Here is an 11932-nt window from a genome sequence, read left to right on the forward strand (position 1 = left end):
ATCCACCTGAGCTGGGGCACTGGAGAGCCGGGGGCACTCGATATGACGGCGGGTGTCCTCACAGTAAGGTGTCTCACACAATCCCGTCGAGAGCCCGGCGTGCAACCATGCTGGACGCTATGTCGAGCCACACCGAGGAGCACCCGTCGCGCACCGGCCTGCGCATCGCCGTCGACGGCCTCACCGGCCCCGACATCATCGACCTGCTGGCCACCCACCTGGCCGAGATGCACGCCAATTCCCCTGCGGGCAGCATGCACGCGCTCGATCTCACCGAACTCCGGCAGCCGGGCATCACCTTCTGGAGCGCGCGCGAGAACGACGAACTCCTGGGTTGCGGCGCCCTCAAACAACTCGACGCCACCCACGGCGAGATCAAATCCATGCGCACCGCGGCCGGGCACACGGGGCGTGGCGTCGCGGCGGCACTACTGCGGCACATCGTCGGCGAAGCGCGCGCCCGCGGCTACCGCAGGCTCAGCCTGGAGACCGGCGCCGCACCCTATTATCTTCCCGCCCAACGCCTTTACGCGCGGCACGGCTTCCAGGTCTGTCCGCCCTTCGGCGAGTACACCGACGACCCGCACAGCGTTTTCATGACATCGGCGCTGTGAACCGGCGCGATCAGCCCAGCGCTCGGGCGAACCCCGCCACCAGCTCGTCGACCTGCGCGTCGGTCATCACGAAGGCGGGCGAGACCTGCATCGCTCCCTGACCCGCGGCTCGGCTCGAAACCCCTTGGGCGCGTAATTGTTTGACGAAAGACGGAGCTTCGGACGGTTCGGCCAGCTGCACCGCGGCCACCGCGCCGAGTCCGCTGCGCACCTCGGCCACCCTCGGATGCGCCGCCAGCGGCGCCAGCTTCTCGTGCAAGGTGGTCTCCAGCCTGGCGGCCTCGGCGAGCAGGTTCTCGCGTTCGATGATGTCGAGGTTGACCAGCCCGGCGACGGCCGCGGCGGCGTGCCCGCCGTAGGTGTACCCGTGCCGCCACCAGACGCCGCCGCCGAAGAACGGCTCGGCCACCTGCGGCGCGGCGAACACCGCGCCCATCGGCTGATAGCCGCTGGTCAGCCCCTTGGCGGTGGTCATGATGTCGGGTCGCAGGTCGAATCGGGTCGAGGCGAACCAGCTTCCGCCGATGCGCCCGAACCCGGTGACCACCTCGTCGACGACGAACAGGATGTCGTGCTCGCGGCAGATGCGGCGGACCTCGCCCAGATAACCCTGCGGCGGCAGGTACACCCCGCCCGCGCCGATGATCGGCTCGCAGAAGAAGGCGGCGATACGGTCGGCGCCGACCTCTTCGATGAGCGCGAGCAGCGCCTTCGCGTCGTCCCACGCGATGATGCGCGCGTCGGGCATGAGTTCGCCATACCCCGCACGATTGAGCGGCAGGCCCGCCAAAGCCGTTCCCGCGACGTGCATTCCGTGATAGGCGCGCTCCCTGCCCACCACGATCGTCTTCTCCGGCCTGCCCACTTCGTGCCAGTAGCGCCTGGCCAGCTTGGCGGCGGTGTCGATCGCGTCGGAGCCGCCCGAGGTGAAGAAGATCTTGCTGCCGGGTACCGGGGCGATCGCCGCGAGCCGCTCGGCGAGTTCCCTGGTGGGAGCTTCGGCCAGGTCGCCGAAGTTGGAGTAGTGCGCGATGGTGCGCAACTGGCCGGCGACCGCGTCGGCCATCTCGGCGCGTCCGTGCCCGATGTTGGCGAACCACAACCCGGCCGTGGCGTCGAGATACCGGGCGCCCGCCTCGTCGTAGACGTAGGCGCCCGCACCGCGAGCGATCACGAACGCGCCGTCCCGTTCGACGGCGCCCATATCGGCGAAGCCGTGCCACAAGGCGCTGGTGCCGCGCTCGTTCATGTCACCACCTCGCTGGGTTCGCGCCACCGCTCGGCGAGCCCGCCGAGAGCGGCGACGGCCACCGCCAGCAGCGCGAACACGCCGGTCAATACGATCGAGCCGATGATCAGGGAGACATACCCCTGGCCGGTGGGGTCGAGGAAGGGATACGGGTACCAGTCCACGATCGGTCCCCGCGCGAGGGTGTAGAAGCCGTACGCCGCGGGATAGATCAGCCAGCCGCCGATGAGGCTGCCGGTGACCCCCAGGCTCACCGGCACCAGGATCCAATCCAGCACCAGCACGAGCGGCAGGCTGCGGTGCAGGATGTCGTTGATCCACTTGTCGGTGAGCATCACGTCGATATTCGCCAGCAGCACGGCGTACACCACGCCGGTGATCAACAGGTAGAGCGTCGCGGCGCCGCGAAGCGCCTGCCAGCGGCGCGACACCGGGTCCCGCAGGCCGCCGATCAGCAGTACGAGCACCCCGAACACGTTCGACTGGATGGTGAAGTAGCTGAAGTAGTTCGCGATGGAGAAGGTGTCCGCATCCATATTGCGCAGCGGGATCCAGGCCAGCGCCACGATGCCGAGTACACCGAAGGCAACACGAAGTCCTCTGACCACCCACGACGTGCCCGAGCCCGCGTCCATGGGGCGATCTTCGCACATCGGATGGCGCGCGACCGGCCGAATCACCGCCGTTGGCATACGCTCAGCTACCGGCTGCGGATGCCGCGGCGGCCCGGCAACGGCGGGCCGTGATGCCCCTCCCGGTACGCTGGACGACGCAATGACCAGGACAGCTGATACCGGAACCCGCGCGCTCCGCACCCGCCTGGCGAATCTCTCCCTCCGCGACGAGTACCGGCTGCGGCGTCGGCTGGACCGGGCGCGCGACACGGACCTCGACGAGATCGCCGCCGACATCACCGCCGCCGAGCTGCGCGTGGAAGCGCGCCGCGCGGCGGTGCCGCGGATCCGGTACCCGGAGCAGCTGCCCGTCACCGCCCGCCGCGCAGACATCGCGAAGGCCATCGCCGACAACCAGGTGGTGATCGTCGCGGGCGAGACCGGCTCCGGCAAGACGACCCAGATCCCCAAGATCTGCCTGGAGCTCGGTCGTGGCATCCGCGGCGCCATCGGCCACACCCAGCCACGCAGGCTGGCCGCGCGCACCGTCGCCGAACGCATCGCCGAGGAACTGGGTACCGAGCTGGGCGACGTGATCGGCTACACGGTGCGGTTCACCGACCAGGCCTCCGAACGCACCCTGGTCAAGCTGATGACCGACGGCATCCTGCTCGCCGAGATCCAGCGCGATCGGCTGCTGCGCCGCTACGACACGATCATCATCGACGAGGCGCACGAGCGCAGCCTCAACATCGACTTCCTGCTCGGCTATCTGAAGCAGCTGCTGCCGCGCCGTCCCGACCTGAAGGTGATCATCACCTCCGCGACGATCGATCCGGAGCTGTTCGCGCGGCATTTCGCCGACGAAAAAGGCACGCCCGCACCGATTGTCGAGGTGTCCGGCCGGTCGTATCCGGTCGAGATCAGGTACCGGCCGCTGAGTCTCGAGCTGCCCGCCGCCGACGAGGACGACGAGGACACCCGCGTGGTGGACCGCGACCCCGTCGACGCCATCGGCGACGCGGTGCGCGAGCTGTTCGCCGAGGGCGACGGCGACGTGCTGGTCTTCCTCTCCGGCGAACGCGAGATCCGCGACACCGCCGACGCACTGCGCGACCTGAAACTGCCGCGCACCGAGATCCTGCCGCTGTACGCGCGGCTGTCGGCCGCCGAGCAGCACCGGGTCTTCCAGTCGCACACCGGCCGCCGCGTCGTACTGGCCACCAACGTCGCGGAGACCTCGCTGACCGTGCCCGGCATCCGCTACGTGATCGATCCGGGCACCGCGCGCATCTCCCGGTATTCGATGCGCACCAAGGTGCAGCGGCTGCCGATCGAACCGGTCTCCCAGGCGTCGGCCAGGCAGCGCTCGGGACGCTGCGGCCGCGTCGCCGACGGCATCGCGATCCGGCTGTACTCCGAGGACGATTTCGAATCGCGGCCCGCCTTCACCGAACCGGAGATCCTGCGCACCAACCTGGCCGCCGTCATCTTGCAGATGACCGCGCTCGGGCTCGGCGACATCGAGAACTTCCCGTTCGTGGAGGCGCCGGACAAGCGCGCGATCCGCGACGGCATCGCGCTGCTCGAGGAGCTGGGCGCGCTGGCGCGCGGCGCGGCCAGTCCCGATTCCGCGCTCGCGCTCACGCCGGTCGGCCGCGAGATGGCGCAGCTGCCGGTCGATCCGCGCATGGCGCGCATGCTGGTGCAGGCCAACGGCAACGGTTGCCTGACCGAGGTGCTGATCATCGTCGCGGCGCTGTCCATCCAGGACGTCCGCGAGCGGCCCGCCGAGTTCCAGCAGGCCGCCGACGCCAAGCACGCGCGGTTCGTCGTCGAAGGCTCGGATTTCCTCGCCTACCTGCGGCTCTGGGACTACCTCACCGAGCAGCGCAAATCGTTGTCGTCCAATCAGTTCCGGCGGATGTGCCGCGAGGAGTTCCTGCATTACCTGCGGATCAGGGAGTGGCAGGACCTGCACGGGCAGCTGCGCACCATCACCAAGGGGCTCGGCTGGTCGGCCGACGGCCGCGGCTCGCGACCTGCCCGCGCGACAACGGAATCCGCGCCTGCGGGCCGCGACGGCTCCGTCGCGTCGAACCGCAGGCGGCGCGGCGGCCGGGGAGCGGACAAGTCCTCGGAGGTCCCCGTCGTCGCGTCCGGCAACGACGGCCTACCGTGGGATTCCACCGCGATCCACCAGTCGCTGCTGGCGGGCATGCTCTCGCACATCGGCGTGCGCGAGGCGGAGAGCAGGGAGTTCCTCGGCGCGCGCGGCGCCAAGTTCATGATCTTCCCCGGCTCGTCGCTGGCCAAGAAGCCGCCGCGCTGGGTGATGGCCGCCGAACTCGTCGAGACGTCCCGCTTGTTCGGCCGCATCGCGGCCAGGGTGGAACCCGAGTGGGCCGAGCGGCTCGCGGGCGACCTGGTGAAGCGCACCTACTCCGAACCGCACTGGTCGGCCAAGCGCGGCGCGGCGCGCGCCTACGAGCGGGTCACGCTCTACGGTGTGCCGCTGGTGACGAGCCGGCCCGTCGACTACGGGCGAATCGATCCCGAGGTGTCGCGCGAGCTGTTCCTGCGGCACGCGCTGGTACAGGGCGAGTGGCAGACCAAACACGATTTCTTCCACCGCAACCGGGAGCTGCTCGACGACGTGGCCGATCTCGAGCACCGGGCCCGCCGCCGCGACATCCTGGTCGACGACGAGGTGCTGTTCGAGTTCTACGACCAGCGGGTCCCCGCCGAGGTCGTCTCGGCGCGCCACTTCGACAGCTGGTGGCGCACGGCGAAGCGGAAAGATCCCGCGCTGCTGGACTTCTCGAAGTCCACCGTGGTCAACGCGAACGCGGCGGCGCTGGACCCGACGGCCTTCCCGGACGCCTGGCGCCAGGGCGAGCTGAGCTTCCCGCTGACCTACCAGTTCGAGCCGGGCCAGGAGGACGACGGCGTCACCGTGCGCATTCCCGTCGAGCAACTGGCGCACGTGCGTGCCGTCGGCTTCGACTGGCTGGTGCCGGGCATGCGCGAGGAGCTGGCGGCGGCGCTGATCAAGACACTGCCGAAGACGTTGCGGCGCAGCGTCGTTCCCGCCCCCGACTTCGCCGCCGCCGCGCTGGCCGCGCTCACCCCGCGCGCCGAGCCGCTGCGCACCGGCCTGGCCAGGGAGCTGTCCCGGCTCGGCTCGGTGACCATCACGCCGAACGACCTCGACCCCGCCGCGCTGCCGGACCACCTGCGGATGACCTTCGCCGCGGTCGACGCCAGGGGCCGGGTGCTGGCGAAGGGCAAGAGCCTCGCCGCGCTCAAGACCCAACTCGCCGAACAGGTGTCGGCGTCGGTGGCGCGGGCGACCGCGGGCGCCGAGCGCGCCGCGGCCACGGTGTGGACCTCGGAATCCCTCGGCACCGTCGAACCGACGGTGCGCCGCCAGGTCGCCGGGCAGACCGTGACCGGGTATCCCGCGCTGGTGCCCGAGGGCGAGGGCGTCGCCGTGCGCGTGCTCAGCTCCCCCGCCCAACAGGCCGCCGCGATGCGAGCGGGCACCCGCGCCCTGGTACTGCACGCGATACCTACTTCCGCGCGGACCGTCACCTCGGGCCTCTCGCCCACGGATCGCCTTGCGCTGAGCCAGAATCCGTACGGTTCGTTGGAGGGTCTGGTCGAGGACTGCCGCGCCGCGGCCGCCGACGAGCTGATCGCGGCGGCCGGCGGTCCGGTGCACAGCCCCGACCGCTTCGAGGCGCTCGTCGCCGCGATCCGTCCCCGGCTGGCCACCGAGGTCGCCCGCATCGTCCGCCTGGTGGTGCCGGTGCTGGCCGAAGCGCACCGGGTGACCTCGTTGCTGGGCGGCGTCGCGGAGCGCGACATCGCCGAGGACGTTCGGCACCAGCTCGACGACTTGGTCTTCCCCGGCTTCGTCGCCGAATGGGGCAGTGCCCGCCTGCGGAACCTCCCACGTTACCTGCGCGCCGCGCTGGTCCGGCTGGAGTCGCTGCCCGGTTCCGCCGTCCGCGACCGGCAGGGCATGGCCGAGCTCGACCGCGTCCTCGCCGCGTACGACCGTTTGCTCGCCGCGCTGCCCGACGGGCGCAAGCAAGCCCCCGACGTCGTCGAGATCTGGTGGATGATCGAGGAATTCCGGGTGAGCCTGTTCGCGCAGAAGCTCGGCACGCCGTATCCGGTGTCCGCCAAGCGAATCGAGAAAGCGATCGCCGCGATCCGCCGGTGAGCGGACGTCGTCGCAGCGCGGAACAGCAAGCCCGCCGGATTCCTTCCGGCGGGCTCGGACGCACCCGGGTCAGTCAGCGGCGACGCCCGCCGCGGCGCGCGCCTCACGCATCTGCTGGATCTCGCGTTCGAAATCCTCGGCGGAGGTGAAGGACCGGTAGACCGATGCGAAGCGCAGATAGGCGACCTCGTCGAGATCGCGCAGCGGACCGAGGATGGCGAGGCCGACTTCGTGACTCGGTACCTCCGGCGAACCCGTCGCGCGCACGGCATCCTCGACCTGCTGGGCCAGCAGGTTCAGGGCGTCGTCGTCGACCTCGCGGCCTTGGCAGGCGCGACGCACGCCGCGGATGACCTTCTCCCGGCTGAACGGTTCGGTGACGCCGCTGCGCTTGACCACGGACAGTATGGCGGTCTCGACCGTGGTGAAACGCCGCCCACAGTTCGGGCACGAACGTCGACGGCGGATGGCCGCGCCTTCCTCGGCCTCGCGCGAGTCGACCACCCGCGAGTCAGGGTGTCGGCAGTACGGGCAATGCATCCGAGAGATCCTTCGTCGATGTACCCGGCACAAGGTATACCCGCATTGACACGCCGTATACCTCCATAGCTCTTCGAGGATACCCGGGTGGTCACCGGGCCTTTCGCCCGGCGGGCCGCATCACTCGATCAACCGCCACTGCGCGGTGAGGTCGGCGAGCAGTTCGGGCAGGCGCGGGACCAGCCTGCCGCGGGTGAGTTTGTGCCAGAACGACTCGCCGAGCACCGCCGCCGCGAGCACCGCGTCGGTCTCCATGTCGATGTGGCGCGGCACCAAGTCGCCCATGATGTAGGTCCAGCGGTCTCCGCGGTCGGCCCAATTGAAGGCGGGCAGCGCGGTGCGCAGCGCCACCTGCCGTCCGCCCAGACCGGTGCGCACGGTGGCCGGGGCGAAGACGCCCGGTGCCCGCACGCCGGGCACCGCGGGCTTGCCGGCGATGGTGCTGACGTAGGTGAGCACCCGCCCGATGCCGTCGCGGCCCGCGGCGGTGACGTCCCACTGGTCGGCGATGACGTGGTTCTGCTCCCGGTCGGTCATCCGGATCAGCGCGTCGATGTAGCCGTCGCGGGTGCCCGCCGTGATCGACTGCCACGCGGCGCGGATGTCCGCGTCGATGATGCCCGCGGCGTACATCTCCTCGATGCCCGGCATGCCGAGCGCGACAAAGGCTTCGTGCATGGGAACCAAGTCGGTGAAGATGTGCTTCTGCATGACCATCAGCCGGGTCTGATACCAGGCGACGTCCTCGGCGGACAGGCGCGCGCCCTGGGTGGCCAGCAGCCTGATGTCGGCGGGCAGTTCGCCGATCAGTTCTTCGGGGGTCCCGCGCAGCAGGTCGGCGACGGTGTTGCCGAGCTGATGAATGCCCGGCACGTCGAGCACTACGCCGACGTCGCTCATGTCGAAGAAACCCGAGGCGAACGAGCCGCCCGCGATCCCCGCCAGACCGGCCCAGTAGAACTCCGGATGCGTCGTGGTGAGCCGCAGGTAGTTGACGTATACCTGGTTGAAGGTGCGCTCGTTGGCCGGTGCGCCGCGGCTCGGGTCCCAGCCGGCCAGATCGATCGCGGCGTTGCCGGTGGCCACCACGAGCCAATACTGATGCAGCAGCGTCGCATAGCGTTGCGGCGCGACGCCGTCGGCACGCGCCTGGTGCAGCGCCACGCGCAGCGTCGGTTCGTCCAGCGGCAGTGCGGGATTGAGGCCGCCGCCGTGCTCGCCGTCGCCGTTCACCGACGGTAGATCGAGATAGTCGAGGTAGGCCGGAGCGGCGTTGGCGACGGGAATCGCGCCGATTCCCAAGAGAAGACAGAAGAACAGCCCGGCGAAGGTGCGGAGCGCGCCGCCTGCGGTGAATCGCTGCGTCATTGCATGAGTCCGAAATCGTTCGAGGCAAAAATGTTGCCCGGGTCACGTTTTCAGCACAGTAGCAACGCGTTCTAGTTGCCGATCGAGATTTTCGGCCACGCCGAATGGCCGACTTGCCGTATCGAATCGAGTTGATACGCAACGGAAGATGAGAGACCCCCGCGGAGCTCGCTCGACCTCCCGTGAACGGCGACGGAATCCGCCGATCTGGCGCCCCTGCGAATCAGCGCGGAAAATCACCATAGACCGGCTGCTGCCCGATCTCGGCGGGAATCGAGGTGGAGGAATCGGGACCGACGACGGCACCCGCCCGCCAGTGCGCCAACCCGAGCAGCCCGGCTACCACGAGCGCGCTCAGCAGAGCGGCGACGGCGAGCACCGCGAAGCCCAGCTGCGCCTGCTCCACGCTCGGCACCGGGTGCGCCGCGCGCGGGCGGTGGGACGCGGGCGTGCGCACGGGACCGCGCCGGTAGAGGTCGACGCCGCCAGGCCTACTCACGCGAGGACGGCGATCGGCCACCTCCCGACCGGGCGCGCCCACGGCGCGCAGACGTACCCGGAGAGTGGAGTCGGAGCCCAGATCATCGGCGGTGTCCCGCACGTCCGGGGCGATGGGGCGAAGTTCGCGGGTCGCTGTGTTCATCGGACAAACCTCCTGTGGATGCAGGCTGGATGGCTCGAAGGGAATCTCATTCGATCACATGTTCGAAGAACTGATGTTCGATTTCTACCACGCGCCGCAGTCGAAGTCAGCACGAAACGCCCGACATGCGTCGAACAGATGTTTGAAACCTCGGCGGTACCGGACTAAATTCGAGAGGCGACATCAACGACGAGAAGGGCGGTTGCGGTGAGCCACACAGACGACACGGGCAATGAGAGCGGAGTCGGCGGCGACACGTCGCTGACCGGGGCAGATCTCACCGTGCGTCAGCGCAAGGTGCTGGAGGTCATCCGGACCTCGGTGAGCGAGCGCGGCTACCCGCCGAGCATCCGCGAGATCGGCGACGCGGTCGGGTTGACCTCCACCTCATCGGTCGCCCATCAGCTCCGGGCTCTGGAGCGCAAGGGCTATTTACGCCGCGACCCCAACCGCCCCCGCGCGGTCGACGTCCGCGGGCTCGACGAGGCGGTGCGCGCGGTGACCAGCCTGCCCGGCGCCGCAGTCGAGGATGCCGAATCGGCCGCGATCGATCCGAACCGTCCGACGCCGACGTTCGTTCCGGTACTCGGCCGGATCGCCGCCGGTGGGCCGATCCTCGCCGAGCAGGCCGTCGAGGACGTGTTCCCGCTGCCGCGCGAACTCGTCGGCGACGGTTCGCTGTTCCTGCTGAAGGTCGTCGGTCAGTCGATGGTCGACGCCGCCATCTGCGACGGCGACTGGGTGGTCGTCCGTCAGCAGAACGTCGCGGACAACGGCGACATCGTGGCCGCGATGATCGAGGGCGAGGCCACGGTGAAGACCTTCAAGCGCAGCGGCAAGGACGTCTGGCTGATGCCGCACAACCCGCTGTTCGAGCCGATTCCGGGTAACGACGCCCGCATTCTCGGCAAGGTCGTGACGGTGATCCGCAAGATCTAGCGGGCCGGGCCGACGTCCGGCGGCCGCGGCAGGAGCGCGGCCGGAGGCCCGCTCGAGCGATTGCCCGGAATGCCTGCCGCGGGAACGAAATTCCCGCGGCGGGCAGCCGTTCCAGCGCCGGAAGGCGCGGATGAACGAGGCCCATTCGGCGAGTTCCACCACCGTGCCGCCCGGGTGTGCCGCGAGCCAGGGCCGCAGTACCGTGTCGGACTTCTTCGACCGCACCGCGTGCGTGCCGTCCGGCTTGCCGAAGGTCCGCTCGTAATCGAAGGCGATCGCGTCGTAGATCCGCTCGCCGTCGGGATCGCGCAGGATCGCGTCGGGCCGTAACTCAGGCCCGCCGCCTCTGCAACGACTTTCGCTCGTCGGGCTATCGCACCGCGACCGCCAGCGGACGACCCGCCAAACCGCGCGGGCGCACGACGAGCCGCTGCGCCACCTCGCGGAACACTTCCGCGGCCGCCGAGTCCGGTTCGGCGAGAACGATCGGCGCGCCCCGATCCCCCGCGGCGCCCACCTCCGAATTGAGCGGAATCTGCCCGAGCAGCGGACAGGCAGTGCCAAGCAAGGCGGCCAGACGGTCGCTGACGACACGACCACCGCCCGCGCCGAACAGGGCGTGACGGCCACCCGTGGGGTCCTCGTACCAGGACATGTTCTCCACGACCCCGGCCACCCGCTGCCCTGTATCCGCCGCGACGGCGCCCGCCCGCTCGGCGATCCGGGCCGCCGTCGGCTGCGGCGTGGTGACGATCAGCAGTTCGGCGGTTGGCAGCAGCTGCGCCAGCGAGATCGCGATGTCGCCGGTGCCTGGCGGCAGGTCGACGAGCAGCACGTCCAGATCGCCCCAGAACACCTGCGCGAGGAACTGCCGCAGCGCGCGGTGCAGCATCGGCCCGCGCCACACCACCGGCTTGTCCGAATCGACGAACATGCCGATCGAGATGACACGCACGCCGCGGGCCGTCGGCGGCACGATCAGCCGATCGATTTGGGTCGGCGCGCCCGTGACGCCGAGCATCCCGGGGATCGAATGGCCGTGGATGTCGGCGTCCAGCACGCCCACCGCGAGCCCGCGCGCGGCCATGGCGGCGGCGAGATTGACCGTGACGGTGGACTTTCCGACGCCACCCTTGCCGGAGGCCACGCAGAAGACGCGGGTCCTGGAGTCTGGCTGCGCGAACGGCACGACATCGTCCTGCGCGCCGCCGCGCAGCCGGGTGCGCAGCGTGGCCCGCTGCTCGTCGGACATCACGCCGAACTCGACGGTCACCTCGGCGACGCCGGGAACGTCGAGCACGGCGGCGCGGACGTCGCGATCGATCGTCGTCCGCATCGGGCAGGCCGCGACGGTGAGCAGCACCCGGACGGCGATCCGGTTGCCCGGATGCACATCGATGGCGTCGACCATGTTCAATTCGGTTATGGGGCGGTGGATTTCGGGATCCTGGACCATCGCGAGCGCCTGCGCGATCCGTTCCTTCGATACCAGCGGCTGGGTCATCGCGGTTGCCTTTCGGTGCGGCGTTCGGGGCGGTCAGCCGAGGCTCGCGCGGAGCATGTCGGCGCGCTCGACGACCTTGACGCGCTCGCGGCCCTCGGGCTCGCCGAGCGCGCGCTCGTGGGCATCGAGCCGGTACCAGCCCGCCCAAGTCGTGAACGGGATGCCCTTGCCCTCGAGGAACTCGATGACCGCCTGCGGGTCCGGGTTCTCCGCCGGGGCGAAGCCGGGGG

General features: G+C 69.9%; 9 protein-coding genes and 1 pseudogene. 3 read left to right on the forward strand and 7 right to left on the reverse strand.

Annotated features, from left to right (window positions below):
* The first annotated feature begins 119 nt into the window (after positions 1-119).
* Positions 120-614: a GNAT family N-acetyltransferase gene (locus NX1_RS25240; RefSeq protein WP_245668673.1), complete on the forward strand. Its 495-nt coding sequence runs from the start codon at positions 120-122 to the stop codon at positions 612-614.
* 10 nt (positions 615-624) lie between these two features.
* Here the strand turns inward: NX1_RS25240 and NX1_RS25245 are convergent, their stop codons facing one another.
* Complete coding sequence (locus NX1_RS25245; RefSeq protein ID WP_068064087.1) at positions 625-1863, reverse strand: aminotransferase family protein; 1239 nt, start codon at positions 1861-1863, stop codon at positions 625-627.
* Positions 1860-2498, reverse strand: a complete 639-nt coding sequence (locus NX1_RS25250) for a Pr6Pr family membrane protein (protein WP_068064089.1) — start codon at positions 2496-2498, stop codon at positions 1860-1862. Before NX1_RS25250 ends, NX1_RS25245 begins: the two co-directional genes overlap by 4 nt.
* Before the next feature lie 139 nt (positions 2499-2637).
* On the opposite strand from NX1_RS25250, the gene hrpA reads away from it, so the two are divergent.
* Complete coding sequence (hrpA, locus tag NX1_RS25255) at positions 2638-6708, forward strand: ATP-dependent RNA helicase HrpA (RefSeq protein ID WP_068064095.1); 4071 nt, start codon at positions 2638-2640, stop codon at positions 6706-6708.
* 69 nt (positions 6709-6777) lie between these two features.
* Here hrpA and nrdR read toward each other — a convergent pair whose 3' ends face one another.
* The 3 genes from nrdR to NX1_RS25270 all read right to left on the reverse strand — a co-directional run bounded on the left by nrdR (position 6778) and on the right by NX1_RS25270 (position 9259).
* Positions 6778-7248: a transcriptional regulator NrdR gene (gene nrdR / locus NX1_RS25260; protein WP_068064096.1), complete on the reverse strand. Its 471-nt coding sequence runs from the start codon at positions 7246-7248 to the stop codon at positions 6778-6780.
* A 120-nt stretch (positions 7249-7368) separates the two neighbouring features.
* Complete coding sequence (locus NX1_RS25265; protein ID WP_084501743.1) at positions 7369-8616, reverse strand: hypothetical protein; 1248 nt, start codon at positions 8614-8616, stop codon at positions 7369-7371.
* Between the two features lie 223 nt (positions 8617-8839).
* Positions 8840-9259, reverse strand: a complete 420-nt coding sequence (locus NX1_RS25270) for a hypothetical protein (protein ID WP_068064098.1) — start codon at positions 9257-9259, stop codon at positions 8840-8842.
* A gap of 261 nt (positions 9260-9520) precedes the next feature.
* Here NX1_RS25270 and lexA point away from each other — a divergent pair, with 261 nt between their 5' ends.
* A complete protein-coding gene (lexA, locus tag NX1_RS25275; RefSeq protein WP_157120044.1) occupies positions 9521-10198 on the forward strand; it encodes a transcriptional repressor LexA in 678 nt (225 codons plus the stop codon).
* A gap of 370 nt (positions 10199-10568) precedes the next feature.
* Here lexA and NX1_RS25280 read toward each other — a convergent pair whose 3' ends face one another.
* Positions 10569-11702, reverse strand: coding sequence for an Mrp/NBP35 family ATP-binding protein (locus tag NX1_RS25280; RefSeq protein WP_068064107.1), 1134 nt, complete (start codon positions 11700-11702; stop codon positions 10569-10571).
* A 33-nt stretch (positions 11703-11735) separates the two neighbouring features.
* Positions 11736-11932, reverse strand: a pseudogene (locus tag NX1_RS37010) (pyridine nucleotide-disulfide oxidoreductase); the annotation flags it as partial.

This window comes from Nocardia xishanensis NBRC 101358, from assembly GCF_001613365.1.
Lineage (GTDB): Bacteria > Actinomycetota > Actinomycetes > Mycobacteriales > Mycobacteriaceae > Nocardia > Nocardia xishanensis.

What these genes read in the sequence shown, in the direction of transcription:
- NX1_RS25240 (WP_245668673.1), top strand. Translation starts at nt 120, where the DNA reads ATGTCGAGCCACACCGAGGAGCACCCGTCGCGCACCGGCCTGCGCATC.
- NX1_RS25245 (WP_068064087.1), bottom strand. Translation starts at nt 1,863, where the DNA reads ATGAACGAGCGCGGCACCAGCGCCTTGTGGCACGGCTTCGCCGATATG.
- NX1_RS25250 (WP_068064089.1), bottom strand. Translation starts at nt 2,498, where the DNA reads ATGGACGCGGGCTCGGGCACGTCGTGGGTGGTCAGAGGACTTCGTGTT.
- hrpA (WP_068064095.1), top strand. Translation starts at nt 2,638, where the DNA reads ATGACCAGGACAGCTGATACCGGAACCCGCGCGCTCCGCACCCGCCTG.
- nrdR (WP_068064096.1), bottom strand. Translation starts at nt 7,248, where the DNA reads ATGCATTGCCCGTACTGCCGACACCCTGACTCGCGGGTGGTCGACTCG.
- NX1_RS25265 (WP_084501743.1), bottom strand. Translation starts at nt 8,616, where the DNA reads ATGACGCAGCGATTCACCGCAGGCGGCGCGCTCCGCACCTTCGCCGGG.
- NX1_RS25270 (WP_068064098.1), bottom strand. Translation starts at nt 9,259, where the DNA reads ATGAACACAGCGACCCGCGAACTTCGCCCCATCGCCCCGGACGTGCGG.
- NX1_RS25280 (WP_068064107.1), bottom strand. Translation starts at nt 11,702, where the DNA reads ATGACCCAGCCGCTGGTATCGAAGGAACGGATCGCGCAGGCGCTCGCG.